General features: G+C 63.4%; 17 protein-coding genes. 10 read left to right on the forward strand and 7 right to left on the reverse strand.

What is annotated here, in order from left to right; all coding sequences use genetic code 11:
- Positions 1-60 precede the first annotated feature (60 nt).
- From acnA to ACSSV3_RS03005, 5 genes are all read left to right on the forward strand, one after another.
- Positions 61-2,733 (forward strand): aconitate hydratase AcnA, encoded by a 2,673-nt coding sequence (acnA, locus tag ACSSV3_RS02985; RefSeq protein ID WP_354323619.1) that lies wholly within the window; start codon positions 61-63, stop codon positions 2,731-2,733.
- Positions 2,734-2,740: 7 nt separating this feature from the next.
- Positions 2,741-3,220, forward strand: a complete 480-nt coding sequence (locus tag ACSSV3_RS02990) for a rhodanese-like domain-containing protein (RefSeq protein ID WP_354323620.1) — start codon at positions 2,741-2,743, stop codon at positions 3,218-3,220.
- A gap of 296 nt (positions 3,221-3,516) precedes the next feature.
- Entirely contained in the window at positions 3,517-4,065 is a 549-nt protein-coding gene (locus ACSSV3_RS02995; RefSeq protein WP_354323621.1) for a hypothetical protein, read from the forward strand.
- Between the two features lie 24 nt (positions 4,066-4,089).
- Positions 4,090-4,314, forward strand: a complete 225-nt coding sequence (locus ACSSV3_RS03000) for a hypothetical protein (protein ID WP_354323623.1) — start codon at positions 4,090-4,092, stop codon at positions 4,312-4,314.
- Between the two features lie 285 nt (positions 4,315-4,599).
- Positions 4,600-4,839, forward strand: a complete 240-nt coding sequence (locus ACSSV3_RS03005; RefSeq protein WP_354323625.1) for a hypothetical protein — start codon at positions 4,600-4,602, stop codon at positions 4,837-4,839.
- A 106-nt stretch (positions 4,840-4,945) separates the two neighbouring features.
- Here the strand turns inward: ACSSV3_RS03005 and ruvB are convergent, their stop codons facing one another.
- Entirely contained in the window at positions 4,946-5,989 is a 1,044-nt protein-coding gene (gene ruvB / locus ACSSV3_RS03010) for a Holliday junction branch migration DNA helicase RuvB (protein WP_354323627.1), read from the reverse strand.
- On the reverse strand, positions 5,986-6,174 hold the full coding sequence (locus ACSSV3_RS03015) for a hypothetical protein (protein ID WP_354323629.1): 189 nt from the start codon (positions 6,172-6,174) through the stop codon (positions 5,986-5,988). The genes ruvB and ACSSV3_RS03015 overlap by 4 nt, the downstream gene beginning before the upstream one ends.
- 119 nt (positions 6,175-6,293) lie before the next feature.
- Between ACSSV3_RS03015 and ACSSV3_RS03020 the strand changes: the two genes are divergently transcribed.
- On the forward strand, positions 6,294-6,611 hold the full coding sequence (locus ACSSV3_RS03020; protein WP_354323631.1) for a GIY-YIG nuclease family protein: 318 nt from the start codon (positions 6,294-6,296) through the stop codon (positions 6,609-6,611).
- A 59-nt stretch (positions 6,612-6,670) separates the two neighbouring features.
- On the opposite strand, the gene ACSSV3_RS03025 is transcribed toward ACSSV3_RS03020, so the two are convergent.
- Positions 6,671-7,225 carry a DsrE family protein gene (locus ACSSV3_RS03025; RefSeq protein WP_354323633.1) on the reverse strand — a complete coding sequence of 185 codons (555 nt, stop codon included), beginning with the start codon at positions 7,223-7,225 and terminating at the stop codon, positions 6,671-6,673.
- Positions 7,226-7,236: 11 nt separating this feature from the next.
- Complete coding sequence (gene ruvA / locus ACSSV3_RS03030; protein ID WP_354323635.1) at positions 7,237-7,845, reverse strand: Holliday junction branch migration protein RuvA; 609 nt, start codon at positions 7,843-7,845, stop codon at positions 7,237-7,239.
- A 213-nt stretch (positions 7,846-8,058) separates the two neighbouring features.
- On the opposite strand from ruvA, the gene aroC reads away from it, so the two are divergent.
- Positions 8,059-9,129 carry a chorismate synthase gene (gene aroC / locus ACSSV3_RS03035; protein WP_354323636.1) on the forward strand — a complete coding sequence of 357 codons (1,071 nt, stop codon included), beginning with the start codon at positions 8,059-8,061 and terminating at the stop codon, positions 9,127-9,129.
- A gap of 217 nt (positions 9,130-9,346) precedes the next feature.
- Positions 9,347-11,545: a catalase/peroxidase HPI gene (katG, locus tag ACSSV3_RS03040; RefSeq protein ID WP_354323637.1), complete on the forward strand. Its 2,199-nt coding sequence runs from the start codon at positions 9,347-9,349 to the stop codon at positions 11,543-11,545.
- Between the two features lie 92 nt (positions 11,546-11,637).
- Here katG and ACSSV3_RS03045 read toward each other — a convergent pair whose 3' ends face one another.
- Entirely contained in the window at positions 11,638-12,615 is a 978-nt protein-coding gene (locus ACSSV3_RS03045) for an NAD-dependent epimerase/dehydratase family protein (RefSeq protein WP_354323638.1), read from the reverse strand.
- Positions 12,616-12,960: 345 nt separating this feature from the next.
- Between ACSSV3_RS03045 and ACSSV3_RS03050 the strand changes: the two genes are divergently transcribed.
- Both ACSSV3_RS03050 and ACSSV3_RS03055 read left to right on the forward strand, forming a co-directional pair.
- Complete coding sequence (locus ACSSV3_RS03050) at positions 12,961-13,734, forward strand: SPFH domain-containing protein (protein WP_454184753.1); 774 nt, start codon at positions 12,961-12,963, stop codon at positions 13,732-13,734.
- Between the two features lie 7 nt (positions 13,735-13,741).
- On the forward strand, positions 13,742-13,954 hold the full coding sequence (locus tag ACSSV3_RS03055) for an Arc family DNA-binding protein (RefSeq protein ID WP_354323642.1): 213 nt from the start codon (positions 13,742-13,744) through the stop codon (positions 13,952-13,954).
- A gap of 77 nt (positions 13,955-14,031) precedes the next feature.
- On the opposite strand, the gene ACSSV3_RS03060 is transcribed toward ACSSV3_RS03055, so the two are convergent.
- Both ACSSV3_RS03060 and hppD read right to left on the reverse strand, forming a co-directional pair.
- Positions 14,032-14,619, reverse strand: coding sequence for a VOC family protein (locus ACSSV3_RS03060; protein ID WP_354323643.1), 588 nt, complete (start codon positions 14,617-14,619; stop codon positions 14,032-14,034).
- A 120-nt stretch (positions 14,620-14,739) separates the two neighbouring features.
- Complete coding sequence (gene hppD / locus ACSSV3_RS03065; RefSeq protein ID WP_354323644.1) at positions 14,740-15,882, reverse strand: 4-hydroxyphenylpyruvate dioxygenase; 1,143 nt, start codon at positions 15,880-15,882, stop codon at positions 14,740-14,742.
- Positions 15,883-15,910 lie beyond the last annotated feature (28 nt).

A 15,910-nucleotide genomic window follows, 5' to 3' on the forward strand; every position in this document is an offset into this window, starting at 1 on the left:
CGTAAAACCGCGCCCTTGCTGGATCGGGGGCGGGCCAATCGAAAAGGATGGAATCCCCCCATGACCGCAATCGGCCAGGACACGTTCAAAACCCGTCAGACCCTTAATGTCGGCGGCAAGGAATACGCCTATTACTCGCTCGCGAAAGCCGCCGAGCAGTTGGGCGACGTATCGCGCCTGCCGATTTCGATGAAGGTATTGCTGGAAAACCTGCTGCGCTTTGAAGACGGCGGGTTCACCGTGGGGCGCGAACATATTCAGGCGATTGTCGATTGGCAGGACAACCCCACCACGGGTGAGGAAATCCAGTATCGCCCGGCGCGCGTGCTGTTGCAGGATTTCACCGGGGTGCCCTGCGTGGTCGATCTGGCCGCGATGCGCGATGCGATCAAGAAACTGGGCGGCGATACTGCCAAGATCAACCCGCTGGTGCCGGTCAATCTGGTGATCGACCACTCGGTAATGGTCGATGAATTCGGCCATCCCAAGGCGATGGAAGCGAACATGGCGCTCGAATATGAGCGTAATGCCGAACGCTATGACTTCCTCAAGTGGGGTTCCAAAAGCTTTGAAAACTTCTCCGCCGTGCCGCCGGGAACGGGCATCTGCCATCAGGTGAACCTGGAAAACATCGCGCAGGCGGTGTGGTCATCGCAAGGCCCCGACGGGGTAATGGTCGCCTATCCCGACACCTGCGTCGGAACGGACAGCCACACCACCATGATCAACGGATTGGGCGTGCTCGGCTGGGGCGTCGGCGGGATCGAGGCTGAGGCCGCGATGCTCGGTCAGCCGATTTCGATGCTGATCCCCGAAGTGGTCGGCTTTTACCTTGAAGGCCGCATGGCCGAAGGCGTGACCGCCACCGATCTGGTGCTGACCTGCGTGCAGATGCTGCGCGAAGTCGGCGTGGTGGGGCGTTTCGTTGAGTTCTACGGCCCCGGTGTGGCCAATCTGACGCTGGCCGACCGCGCCACCATCGCCAATATGGCACCCGAATATGGCGCGACCTGCGGGTTCTTCGGCATTGATGACAAGACCATCGACTACCTGCGCCTGACCGGTCGCAGCGAAGAAAACATCGCTCTGGTCGAAGCCTATGCACGCGCGCAGGGGATGTGGTTTGATCCCGCCAATGTGCCGGTGTTCTCCAAGACGCTGAGCCTCGACATGGCGGCGGTCGTCCCCAGCCTTGCCGGCCCCAAGCGCCCGCAGGACAAGGTGATCCTGCAAGAGGTGGATGAACTGTTCAACGGCGATCTCAGCAAGGTTTACGGCAAAAGCGGCCCCGCGCGCGTGGCGGTAGAAGGCAAGGATCACGACATCGGCGATGGCGACGTGGTGATCGCCGCGATTACCAGTTGCACCAACACCTCCAACCCCGACGTGCTGATCGCCGCCGGGTTGGTCGCCAAGAAGGCGAATGAGCGCGGGTTGAAGCCCAAGCCGTGGGTCAAGACCTCGCTGGCACCGGGATCGCAGGTGGTGACCGATTACCTGGTGAAATCGGGCCTTCAGGAACACCTTGATGCGATCGGGTTCGATCTGGTCGGCTATGGCTGCACCACCTGCATCGGCAATTCCGGCCCGCTGGCAGCCCCGATCAGCGCCGCGATCAACGGCAATGACATTGTTGCCGCAAGCGTATTGTCGGGCAACCGCAACTTCGAAGGTCGGGTCAGCCCGGATGTGCGCGCCAACTTCCTCGCCTCGCCGCCGCTGGTGGTGGCCTACGCGCTCAAGGGCACCGTGACCGAGGACATCACCACCACCCCGATCGGGCAGGACCAGAACGGCAACGACGTGATGCTGGCCGATCTGTGGCCGACCAACGCCGAAATTGCCGAGCACCGCGCCGCCAATATCGACCGGTCAATGTTCGTCAGCCGCTACGCCAACGTCTATGACGGTGATGAACACTGGCAGGCGATCACGGTTGAACCGTCGGATACCTACCAATGGCGCGCTGGCAGCACCTACGTCGCCAACCCACCCTATTTTGACGGGATGACGATGACCCCGCCGCCGCTGACCGACATCGTCGATGCCAAGCCGCTGGCGGTGCTGGGCGATTCGGTCACCACCGATCACATTTCGCCCGCCGGTTCGATCAAGGAAGATAGCCCGGCTGGCTCCTACCTCAAAGCGAACCAGGTCGCGAAAAAGGACTTCAACTCCTATGGTTCGCGGCGCGGCAACCACGAAGTGATGATGCGCGGCACCTTTGCCAATATCCGCATCAAGAACGAAATGGTGCCAGGCGTTGAAGGCGGGTTTTCGACCTACAATGGCGAAACCATGCCGATTTACGACGCGGCGATGCGCCACAAGGAAGACGGCACCCCGCTGGTGGTGATCGGCGGCAAGGAATACGGGACAGGCTCCAGCCGCGACTGGGCGGCGAAGGGCACGATCCTGCTGGGCGTGCGGATGGTGATTGTTGAAAGCTTTGAACGCATCCACCGTTCCAACCTGGTCGGCATGGGCGTGCTGCCCTTGCAGTTCAAGGATGGTGACACCCGCGAAACGCTCTGCCTGACGGCGGACGACACCTTCTCGATTCGCGGCCTGGCTGATCTGACACCGGGGCAGGACGTCACGGTTGACGTCACCCGCGCCGATGGCAGCACCTTCAGCTTCGCGGCGCTGTGCCGGATCGATACCGCCAACGAAATGGAATATTACCGCCACGGCGGGATTCTCCATTACGTCTTGCGCAAACTTGCGGCATGATGCGGGGATGATGACTGCCTTTCGCGCCTTGCGTCTGATCCCCGTTGTGCCGATTGCCTTGGGTTTGGCGGCCTGCGGGGCGAGCGATCGCGATGATTCGTCCTCGGCCCCGCTTGGCGTGGAACTGGCGATGGCGGCGGATGCAGAGGCGGGCGCTATCGCCGCCCCTGCGGCATTGATCGACCTCTCACCCGCAGAGCTTGCCGCGCGGATGGCGGCGGGCAATGTCCGGTTGATCGATGTGCGCACCGATGCCGAAGTGGCCGAAGGCGCGATCCCCGGCGCGGAACACATCGCGCTTGATCGGTTTGACCCGGCCAAGCTTGATCTGTCGGATGGGCGTGAGGTTGTGCTCTATTGCCGTTCAGGCCGCCGATCAGCGATTGCGGGTGAGCGGCTGGCTGATGCAACCGGCAAGCCGGTGGAACACCTCGCCGGAGGAATCATCGCCTGGGACGAAGCGCAGCAGCCGATCGCGCCGCGTTAATTCCCCCACCATCGGATAAGAAAAGGGCGGCTCCCCCCGGTGCCGCCCTTCTCGCTCGCCGTGCAAGCGTGAACGCGTTTTCGACTTTATACCAGCGCGCTGAGATGCTGACGCATCACGCATTGGAAATGCTCAAGCGCCGCACGGGCTTAACCAAAGCCCGATGAGTCAGCCCCATCGCGCTTTGGTATCAGGCGGTCGGCGTGCCCGTTAACTTGCGGCGGCCTAGGATCGCGGCGGCGGCAAGGCCGAACAGGATCATCATCGGCGGCGCGGGAACTTCGTGACCGCCCGAGGTGCTGCCGCTGCTCGACGATGATGACGAGGAAGAACTGCTGCTCGACGACGAGCTCGAACCCGACGACCCACTGCTGCCTGACGATCCGCTGGTGCTGCTCGACGAGGAGGACGACGAGGATGTGCTGCTGCTGGTGCTGCTAGTCAGATCGCCCGAGGTGCTACCGCCGCTGGTGGCGCCCCCCGATGAGCTCGACGAGGACGACGAAGAGGAACTCGACGACGAAGATGACGACGACGAACTCGAAACTGCGCCAGTCGAAGAACTGACATTGCCCGAAGAGCTGGAAACATTGCCCGAACTGCTAGATACATTGCCAGACGAGCTTGAGACGTTGCCTGAGGAACTGGAGACCGCCCCGGTCGAACTCGACACGCCGCCAGTGGAGCTGGAAACCGCGCCGGTGGAACTCGACACAGCCCCGGTCGACGAAGAGACGTTGCCCGAACTCGACACCGCGCCGGTCGACGAAGACACATCGCCCGACGACGAAACCGCCCCGGTGCTGCTCGACACCGTCCCGGTTGAGGTCGAGGTCGAAACCTGACCCGTCGATGAGCTGATCTGTCCGGTGGACGAGGTGGTGGAACTGCTGATCTGGCCCGAGGACGAAGTGGTCGAAGTCGAATTGTCGACGTCGACATTGACCACAACCCCGCTGCTGCCTTCACCGCCGCCGCTGGTGCTGGTGGTGGTTGAAACCGACACATCGCCCGATGACGACCCGCCGCCGCCGAAGAGCCCGCCAAAGAAGCCGCCACCGAAGCCGCCGCCAAAGCCCAACCCGCCGCCGTAACCGCCAAAACCGCCAACCGGGCCGCCGCCACCCGAAATCGGCGGAAGCGGGGGCAGCGGGGCCGGCATATAGGCGACCTGCGCAATCGGCGGGCATTCATTGGGATCGAAATAGGCCTCAACCGCGCCAGCAGGCACGCTCGGCGCGCCAACCGCGCCGGGGGAGACCGGCTGGCATTCAACCGTGCGTTCGACAATCCGGCGGCGGCGCTGTTCGGGCGGCGGCAAATCGCGGGTCCGCGTCTTGATGTAACGCGCGCCGGTTTGCGGATCGACCGCGATCAGCTTGCCATCAATTTCCGAGCTGAACTCCGGCGCGTCGGTGTTCATCGGCTCGGCCACGCGCACCGCGCCGCCCTGCAACAATGCAACACCCGCAGCAGCAGCAGAAAGCTTTGCGATGGCCAGTTTGAGCGACATAGTCGTTAACCCTGTTTGCCTGTGGCGGGGAATGCGGACCATCCGCACCTCCCCCGAAACCAACCTGCTTTTGAGGTCAGAAACCGCCACCGGGCAACCGGCTTAACCATGCCAAGGCCCACCAACGCCCCGGATTTGGCCCGGTTCTGCGGGATTTCGGGCGCGCTGTCCCGAACTGGCACCGAAAACAGGCGGCTGGTTAGCGGCCTGCGTTAACCATCTTCGTCGAACAGCCCGCTTTGCTGCGGTGCGGACGAATCAACGGGCCGCGCCAGTTCCAGATGCGCCCAGCCATCATCATTCAGCATCCGCCCGCGCGCGGTGCGGGCGATCAGGCCGAGCTGGATGAGGTAGGGTTCGACCACCTCCTCGACCGTGTCGCGCGGTTCGGCGAGGCCCGCCGCGAGCGTTTCGATCCCCACCGGGCCACCTTTGTACGTGGTCGCGATCATGGTGAGGTAGCGCCGGTCCATCGCATCAAGGCCGAGCCGGTCGATCTCCAGCCGGGTCAGCGCCTCGTCGGCGACATGGCGGGTGACAGAGGCCGCGCCCGCAACATCGGCAAAATCACGCACCCGGCGCAGCAGGCGTCCGGCCACACGCGGGGTGCCGCGTGAACGCCGCGCAATTTCGTGCGCGCCATCGGGCTGGATCGCGAGGCCAAGCAACCCGGCGGCGCGGGTGACGACGCGCTCCAATTCTTCATGGCTGTAGAAATTAAGCCTTACCGGGATGCCGAAACGATCGCGCAGCGGCGTGGTCAGCAAGCCCTGCCGTGTCGTGGCTCCGATCAGGGTGAAGGGCGGCAGGTCGATCCGAACAGAGCGCGCCGATGGCCCCTCGCCAATGATCAGATCAAGCGCGCGGTCCTCCATCGCCGGGTAGAGCACTTCCTCAACCACGGGGGAGAGGCGGTGAATCTCGTCGATGAACAGCACGTCATGCGGTTCAAGATTGGTGAGCAGCGCGGCGAGATCGCCCGCCTTGGCGATTACCGGGCCGCTGGTGGCGCGGAAACCCACGCCCAACTCGCCCGCGATGATCTGCGCCAGCGTGGTCTTGCCCAGACCCGGCGGGCCAAAGAACAAGGTATGATCCATCGCCTCCCCCCGCGCGCGCGCGGCAGCGATGAACACCGCAAGGTTGCCCTTGGCGGCCTCCTGCCCGACGAATTCGGCGAGCCGCTTGGGCCGCAACGCAGCGTCAGGGTCGCCCGGCTGGCGGGCGGGGGTGTGGAGGGGGGTGGGGTCAGTCATTCATACCTGCACGTATTGCGCTCGTAATCCCATGCGCCGCCCCGGTCGAGGCAATCATCAATATCAAGCCAGCCCTCTGCCCAGCAACCGCTCGCAAATCCGGACAGAAACGCGATACTGACCAGTGCGATGACGAGACTGCGGCGCATCACAACAAGCTCGCCATCGCGCGATTGCGCTGCCACCGCGATGATGGCGGGATGGACCCTGAAACGAGTTCAGGGTGACGAGGGATGGGGCAAACTTTTGAGAAATCGTCGTGCTGAACTTGTTTCAGCATCCATCGTGCCGCAGTCTCAATCCCATGCGAACCGAGCGCCAGCCTTGCGTCTACATCCTCGCGAGCCAGCCGCACGGGACGCTTTACATCGGTGTCACCAGCAATCTCACCGCGCGGCTCTGGCAGCATCGCAACGAAGTGGCCGAGGGGTTCACCAGCCGCTACCACGTCCACCGCCTCGTCCGTTACGAGCTGCTGGGCGACATGGAGCGCGCCATCGCCCGCGAAAAGCAATTGAAGCGCTGGCACCGGCAGTGGAAGATCAACCTGATCGAGAGCGAGAATCCCGATTGGCATGATCTGGCGGTTGGGTTGGGGCTGCCTCCCATCGACCTGCGCTGATGGCGGGATAGACCCTGAAACGAGTTCAGGGTGACGAGGGGTGGGGTTCATCGCACCCATCAAAACGGGTTCACCGTAAAGCCGTTCTGTTGCAACAGCGCGTGGGCGGTCATCGCAGACAGCGCCATTTCCACGCCGGGGATCAGGTCTTCGGGCTTGATGCCGTAAGCCGCCGCGCTTTGCCCGCACAGGATAAAGCGCACGTCCGCCTCCAGCAGCGCCTCCACCAGTTTGGCCGAGGGGTTATCGCCCCCGCCCCCGGCTGCGTTCGCGGCGTGGGCGGCGTTGGTCAGCACTTCGAGCGAGGCCTTGCCGTGCACCACCACCGCCAGCCGGATATTCTCCTGAGGCACGCCGTTCGCCACGTGCATATTGAGGAACCGCGCCGCGCTTTCAAACCCGCGATTGGCGCTGCCCTCCGCCGCCGGGGTCGCCACATCAAAAGCAACCGCAAATTCGGTGTCGGCGGGCAGTTGCGTTATACCCGGCACCGGGGCGTGCGGGCCGAAGTCGGTGATTACCGGGCCGGGTTTGAACGCGCTGCGATCCTGCGCGGCGAGCGGGGCGGCGGCGATAACGGCCAATGCGAGCGCAAGAGTGGTGATGATACGCATGAGACTTCCTCCTAGGATGCTGCCTTTTTCAATGCCACGCGGATGAGGTCGCCTTCGCTGGCGCCATCCCCCAGTTCCTCCAGCGCGCGCGCCACCGCTTGCGCCGCAACCGCCGGTTTGAACCCGAGGTTTTCGAGTGCGCTGGCCGCGTCCGCGCCTTTGCTTCCCGCAGGCGCGGCAGTCACGCCGACCGCAACCCCGCTCACGCCTCCGGGCATCGCGCCCGCCTTATCCTTCAATTCGTTGACGATCCGGCTTGCCAGTTTCGGCCCCACGCCCTGCGCCCTTGCCACCATCGCCGCATCGCCGCGTCCGCAGGCGTCGCGCAATTCTCCGGTCGAGAGCGCCGAGAGTATCGCCAGCGCCACCTTGCTCCCCACGCCCTGCACACCGGTCAGCAGCCGGAACCAGTCACGCTCGGCGCTGTCGGCAAAGCCCAGCAGGCGCATGTCGTTCTCGCTCACCTGCAATTCGGTGTGTACGGTGCAGGCCTCTCCCACTTCGCCCAGCGCGGCCAATGTGCGGCGCGAACAGTGGACGAGATAGCCGACCCCGCCGACATCGACGATGGCCCAGTCCTCGCCCAACGCATCGAGCCTGCCTGAGAGTTTGGCGATCATGATTCCCTGTCTGCGTTACCGCTTCACTGCTTGCGCGCAGGGTTGTGACGGACAGAACGAGAACAGTCCAGAGCCTGAGTGGGGTTATCGTCATTGCGAGCGTAGCGCGGCAATCCAGAGCGGCACACGAACGCGCTGGATTGCCGCGCGGCTGCGCCGCTCGCAATGACGGCTTGGTGGACAAATCAGCGGGTTTGCGCATAAGCGCAAGGCATGAGCTGGAACACCTTCGGGCGCGTGCTGCGCTTTACCACTTGGGGCGAAAGTCACGGGCCTGCGCTGGGCGCGGTGGTGGATGGCTGCCCGCCGGGGCTGGCGATCAGCGAAGACTATATCCAGCCGTTCATGGATACGCGCAAGCCGGGCACCAGCCGCTTCACCACCCAGCGGCGCGAGGATGATCTGGTGCGCATCCTGTCGGGCGTGTTCGAAGGGCGGACGACCGGCACGCCGATCAGCCTGATGATCGAAAACACCGATCAACGGTCAAAAGATTACTCGGACATCGCGCAATCCTATCGCCCCGGCCATGCCGATTACGCCTATGACGCCAAATACGGCATCCGCGATTATCGCGGCGGAGGGCGTTCCAGCGCGCGCGAAACGGCGGCGCGGGTGGCGGCGGGCGCGGTGGCGCGGCTGGTGATCCCGGAAGTCAGCATCGTGGCCTATGTGTGCGAGCTTGGCGGCGACCGGATCGACCCAGCGCGGATCGACCACACTGAAATCGCAAACAACCCGTTCTTCTGCCCCGATCCCGAAGCCGCCAAGCGGTGGGAGGCCAAGGTTGATGCAGCCCGCAAAGCCGGATCGTCATTGGGCGCGGTGGTCGAATGTGTCGCCACCGGCGTTCCCGCAGGCTGGGGCGCGCCGATCTATGCCAAGCTCGACAGCGATCTGGCCGCCGCGATGATGAGCATCAACGCGGTCAAGGGCGTCGAAATCGGCGACGGATTCGAGGCCGCGCGCCTGACCGGCGAACAAAACGCCGACCGGATGCGGCCCGGCAATGAGGGTAAGCCAATCTACGCCAGCAACCACGCGGGCGGCACAGCGGGCGGGATTTCAACCGGGCAGCCAGTGGTTTGCCGGGTGGCGTTCAAGCCGACATCTTCCATCCTCACCCCGGTCGAATCGATCAACAGCGCGGGCGAAGCAGTCGAAGTCGTCACCAAGGGCCGCCACGACCCCTGCGTCGGCATCCGCGGCACCCCGGTGGTCGAAGCGATGATGGCGCTGGTGCTGGCCGATCACAAGCTGCTGCACCGCGCTCAAGTAGCATAAGCGATAGCGCGGGCAGGAACGCGCGCAGATGGGTTAGCGGTCGCGCGCGCAGGACACCTCGGTTTCGTGATGCCCCACGCTCCCATCAATCGCTTCCATCAATCAATACACGCGCATTAATCGATTGGACGCGCCATCGTGAAAGCGTCATTGTCTATCCATAGACTGCGCCCGACTGGCGAGTCTCACGCAATCAACCTGTAAGGAGAGAACACTCATGGACGCAAAAACTGGCGAGATGAGCGGCTGCCCATTCAATGGCGATGCCGGAACACGCAGCCTGCTGGGCCGCACCAACCGCGATTGGTGGCCGCAAGCAATGCAGCTCGACATCCTGACCGAAGGCGGGCGCAGCGCAAACCCCTACGGCGAGGATTTCGACTACGCCGAAGCCTTCAACGCACTCGATTACAATGCGCTCAAGGCCGATCTCACCGCGCTGATGACCGATAACCAGCCGTGGTGGCCCGCCGATTACGGGCATTACGGCCCGCTGTTCATCCGCATGGCGTGGCACGCCGCAGGCACTTACCGCACCGGTGACGGGCGCGGCGGCGCGGGCAGCGGACAGCAGCGGTTCGCCCCGCTCAATTCCTGGCCCGATAACGGCAACCTCGACAAGGCGCGCCGCCTGTTGTGGCCGATCAAGCAGAAATATGGCCGCAACATCAGCTGGGCCGATCTGTTCATCCTCGCGGGCAATGTCGCGATTGAAAGCATGGGCGGCCCGGTGTTCGGCTTTGGCGGCGGGCGTGCAGACGTCTATGAACCCGAAAGCACCTATTGGGGCACCGAAGAACAGTGGGTCAACGAAGGCGTTGCCACCCGCATCCGGCCTGACGATGGCGCCGATTTGGAAAACCCGCTCGCCGCGATCCAGATGGGGCTGATCTACGTCAATCCCGAAGGGCCGGGCGGCAATCCCGATCCATTGGAAAGCGCGCGCGATATCCGCGAAACCTTCGCCCGCATGGCAATGAATGACGAAGAAACCGTCGCGCTCACCGCTGGCGGCCACGCGTTTGGCAAGGCGCATGGCGCTGCCCCTTCGGACACGTTCAGCGGCGCGCCTGAAAGCGAAGACCTGCATCTGCAAGGCTTTGGCTGGCTGACGGACGAGGCCGAAATCGCGGCAGGCAACATCACCACGTCCGGGCTGGAAGGAGCGTGGTCGAATAACCCGACGTCGTGGAGCCACGATTATTTCCGCATCCTGTTCAAATATGATTTTGAGCTGGTGAAGAGCCCGGCAGGCGCGCAGCAGTGGACGCCGATCAACCCTGATCCCGAAGACATGGCCCCCGACGCGCGTGACCCGAACAAGCGGGTGCCGACGATGATGACTACCGCCGACATGGCGCTGAAGATGGACCCGGAATATCGCAAAATCTCCGAACGTTTCCTCGCCAACCCCGAACAGCTGGATGATGCCTTTGCGCGCGCGTGGTTCAAACTGTGCCACCGCGATATGGGGCCGAAGGTGCGTTACATGGGGCCGGAAGTCCCGGCTGAAACGCTGATCTGGCAGGATCCGGTTCCCGCTGGCACCGCGCCTGCTGGTGCCGAAGTGGCGCGCTTCAAGGCGGCTATTCTCGGCTCTGGCCTGACCGTCAGCGCGTTGGTCAAGGCCGCGTGGGCTTCGGCCTCGACCTACCGCAATTCCGACCATCGCGGCGGCGCCAACGGCGCGCGGGTGCGGCTGGCCCCGCAAAGCGGCTGGGCGGCGAACGATCCCGACGAACTCGCCAAGGTGCTCGGCGTGATCGACGCGCATCGTGGAAGCCTCAGCATGGCCGACGCAATCGTGCTGGCCGGGTCGGCTGCGGTCGAAAAGGCGGCCAAGGATGCCGGGCATGACGTGGCCGTGCCGTTCACAGGCGGGCGCGGCGATGCGGGCGAGGAACACACCGACGCGGCGAGTTTCGAACCGCTGGAACCGTTTGCCGATGGTTTCCGCAACTACCTCAAGACCAAGGCATCGGTGCGCACCGAGGAGATGCTGATCGACAAGGCGCATCTGCTCGGCCTGTCGATCCCCGAACTGACCGTGCTGGTCGGCGGCCTGCGCGTGCTCGGTGCCAACAGCGGCAACCGCAAGCACGGCGTGTTCACCGACAAGGTCGGCGTGCTGACCACTGACTTCTTCCGCAACCTGCTCGACATGGGAACCAAGTGGGCGCCCGTGGATGGCAGCGGCGATGAGGAATATGTCGGCACCTGCCGCACCACAGGGGCGGAGAAATACCGCGCCACCCGCGCCGATCTGGTGTTCGGATCAAACTCGATGCTGCGCGCTCAGGCCGAGGTCTATGCCGAGGCCGGGGCCGAGGGCAAATTCGTGGCCGACTTCATCTCGGCCTGGAACAAGGTGATGAATGCTGACCGCTTCGATGTGAGCTACGCCCAATATCACTGAGCGTATCACTGAGCGTATGGCGAGTGACACAGAAAGGCCTCCGGTAGCGATACCGGGGGCCTTTTTGGCGAACAGACGGACGCAGAGCGCGGTTACACCGCAGGCACGACAGTCGACATTCCTTCGTTCACACTGATGATCGGGTGATAGCCAAGTTCGCGGCGCGCCTTTTCGGTATTCAGCGTCACCTCTACCCCGACCGTGCCGTATTCCTGCGCGCCAATCGGCGCTGCAATCGCCCCGCTGGTCAGGCGTTCAATCGTGCTGCCAACCGCCACCACTGCGCGCACCACCATGCGTGGCACGGTTTTGTCGGTTGCCTCAACCCCGGCCGCCTCCAGCAGGCGCGAAACGAAGCTGCGGAATGTGCTGCGTTCGTCATCCGCGATGAAATAGGCCTCGCCCGCCTTGCCATGCATCAGCGCCAGCACGATCCCTTCAACCGCGTTATCGATATGGGTCGTCGATGTGAGATAGGTGCCGCCCGCAATCCACGCGAGTTTTCCGCTGCGCGCTGCGGCGATCAGCTGCGGTAGCGCGGTGGTATCATCACGCCCCCAAACGAAGCGCGGGCGCACCGCGATGATCGGCATGGCGGGCGATGACAGGCTCAACGCCATCTGCTCCGCCGCCGCCTTGCTGGCCGAATAGCTCCCGGCAAAGCGCGCCGGATAGGGCTGTGCTTCGGTCGCATCCATCAATGGCTTGCCCGACAGCAAGACCGCTTCGGTGCTGATGTGTACCGCGCGGCCAATGCCCGCCTCACGCGCGGCGGTGAAGACATTGCGGGTGCCGTTAAGGTTGGTGGCGTGTTGATCGGGTTCGTGGATCGCATGGCCGGTGTCAGCCGCCGCGTGAACCAGCCCGGCGCAGCCCGCCATCCCGGTGACGAGGCTTTGGCGATCGAGAATATCGCCGCGCGCCGCCTTTGCCCCCAGCATTTCCACCGCCTGCGCCGAAGCATCACTGCGGGCCAGCGCCACCACGTCATGCCCATCGGCGACCAGCCGCCGGATCAGGTTTCGGCCAAGATAGCCGCTGCCGCCCGTCACAAATATCCGCATTGCCATTCCCCTCTCACCCGGATGCCCGCCCGCAGCCGCTTGATATAGGCCGGGTGGGGCCCGCGCGCTTGAGCATGGCCGAGAACCTGCATTGCCGCAACGGCCCGCTGGGCAAGAACTGGCCAGTGCCTTGCTGATCAACAGCCCGGCCGAATCCGCTTGACCGTCGCGCATCCTGATATAAATATGATATCATAATTATATCGAATCGGAGAATTCGTCATGGCAATTGCTGATACCCCCGCCCTCAATCGCAGTCGGGAAACCCCAGCGGCAACGCAGAGCGGTTATATGATGCTGCTGGTTTCGCTGGTGTTGGTGGTCGCGGCAGTGTGGCTGTTTATCAGCGCGATGACCCCGGACGATCCCGATGGGCTGCGTCTGGTTGGTGCGATCATCACCGGTGTGATCGGTGTTCTGGTGCTCACCGGGTTTTACATGATCAACCCCAACGAAGCCGCCGCGATCCAGCTGTTCGGCGCGTATAAGGGCACTGACCGCAGCGAAGGCCTGCGCTGGGTGCTGCCGTGGCTGACGCGCAAGAAAATCGCGGTGCGCGCCAACAATGTCATCTCGGAAAAGATCAAGGTCAACGATGCGCGCGGCAACCCGATTGAAATGGCCGCGCAGGTCGTCTGGCGCGTTACCGATACGGCACAGGCGCTGTTCGACGTCGATGATTACCGCGAATTCGTCGATGCCCAGATCGAAGCCGCGGTGCGATCAATCGGTTCTCGCTACCCCTATGATGATATCGAACATCTCGAAGTGACCTTGCGCGGCAATCACGAGGAAGTGGGCGTTGAATTGCGCGCTGCCTTGATCGAGCGGCTGACGGTGGCCGGGATCACGGTGGACGAATGCGGTCTCACCCACCTTGCCTATGCTCCCGAAATCGCAGGCGCAATGCTGCGCCGCCAGCAGGCCGAAGCGGTGATCGCCGCACGGCGCAAACTGGTCGAAGGCGCGGTGTCGATGGTGGAAATGGCGCTCACCCAGTTGTCCGAGAAAAACGTGGTCGAACTTGACGACGAACGCCGCGCGGCGATGGTATCGAACCTGATGGTGGTGCTGTGCGGCGAGCGCGAAACCCAGCCGGTGGTCAACGCAGGGTCGCTCTACTGATTGCATCATGGCCGCAAAAAAAGCCTTTGCCCTGCGCCTTGACCCGGCGCTTCACGATGCGCTTCAACGCGCGGCGGATGCTGACCTGCGTAGCGTCAACGCCGAGATCGAAGTGCTGTTGCGTGAGGCGCTGGCGCGGCGCGGGGTCAAGGTGGCGGTCAGCAAGGGAGCGCGGCGCGGACGGCCCGCCGGGCCGCGTGACAGTTCAGCGGAGGCCTGAACGGGCCATCCCCCGGAATCGCGTAAGTATTGGCAGAGCGGCGAATGCGGTGTTCGCCGGATCGAATGGTGCCGGGATCAGCCTTTCGCCGCGTGCTCGGCGCGGGCGATTTCGTGCAGCCAATCGGCGTGGCGCGGGGCTTTCTTCGTCTTCGACCATTCTTCCAGCATCAACGGCGCGACGCGGGCGAGCTCGGCATATTGATCCGCCGTGCCAATGTCGGCGGCAAGTTCAAGCCGGTGCCCGTTGGGATCGAAGAAATAGATCGACTGGAAAATGCCGTGATGCGTCGGGCCGAGCACCTCCACCCCCTGCGCTTCGATATGCGCCTTGGCCGCCAGCAGTGCCGCCATATCGGGCACCCGCAGCGCGATGTGCTGCACCCAGGCGGGCGTGTTGGGGTCTTTGCCCATGTCCGGCTGGTTCGGCAGTTCGAAAAAGGCGATGATGTTGCCGTTCCCCGCATCGAGGAAGATGTGCATATAGGGATCATATTCGCCGGTTGACGGCACGTGATCCTCGGCAAAGGCGGTGGTGTAGGTCATGCCCAGCACGCGGGCATACCATTCCACCGTCTCCTTTGCATCGCGGCAACGATAGGCGGCATGGTGGATGCCGGCCAGATTCACCGGGTGTGCGACGGGGTGTGCTGCGTTTTTGGTCATAACCAACTCCGTTCGGGCTGAGCTTGTCGAAGCCCTGCTTTTTCTTCTGTCCTGCCTTCCCAAAGAAGAACAGCCCTTCGACAAGCTCAGGGCGAACGGGGATGGGAGAACGGTTTGCGCCTACTCCGCCGGTTCCTCAACGTTCAACACGCCGCGGATGATCTGGTCGCGTTCCATGCTTTCGAACAGGGCTTTGAAATTGCCCTCACCAAAGCCGTCATCGCCCTTGCGCTGGATGAATTCGAAGAACACCGGGCCAACCTGCGCCTGCGCGAAGATTTGCAGCAGCAACCGGGGTTGGCCGCCTTCTGTCGAGCCATCGAGTAGGATGCCGCGCATCTTGAGCGCGTCCACATCCTCACCGTGGCCGGGCAGGCGTCCGTCGAGCATGTCGTAATAGGTCGCCGGCGGCGCGGTCATGAACGGGACGCCCAGCGCCTTGAGCCGATCCCAGCACGCCAGCAGATCATCACAGATCAACGCGATGTGCTGGATGCCCTCCCCATTGAAGGCCTTGAGGAACTCGTCGATCTGGCCCTTCCCGCCTTCACCTTCTTCATTAAGCGGAATGCGGATCTTGCCGTCGGGCGCGGTCAGCGCCTTGGACGTGAGGCCGGTATATTCGCCCTTGATGTCAAAAAAGCGGATCTCGCGGAAGTTGAACAGGGTCTCGTAATAGTCCGCCCAATACTTCATCCGCCCGGTGTAAACATTGTGAGTCAGGTGATCGATGGTGTGGAAGCCCGCGCCGACGGGATGCGGATCAACGCCGGGCAGGTATTCAAAATCGATGTCATAGATGGTGAGGCCCCCACCCTTACCATTACCAACGCCCGTATCGGCATAGCGGTCAACCAGATACAAAATCGCGCCGCCGATGCCGCGGATCGCGGGGATGCGTAGTTCCATCGGGCCGGGTTCGTTGGCGACGGGTTCTGCCCCTTGGGCGATCAGATGGGCATAGGCCTTGGCCGCGTCGCGCACCCGGAATGCCATCCCGCAGGCTGCCGCGCCGTGTTCCCGCGCGAAATACCACGCGGCGCTGCGCGGTTCGTAATTGGCGATCAGATTGATGCCGCCCTGTCGCCACAGGTCCACGTCTTTGGAACGGTGCTGCGCCACGCGGGTGAAGCCCATCGCCTGAAACACAGGTTCCAGCACGCCCTTTTCCGGCGCGCAGAATTCGACGAATTCGAACCCGTCGAGCCCGGCGGGGTTTTCAAACAGGTCGGTGGCCGAAGCTTTGTTGGTCGGTGCGTTCATCGCGGCAATCCCCTGCGGCAAGCAATTA

It is taken from the genome of Porphyrobacter sp. MBR-49 (genome assembly GCF_053628655.1).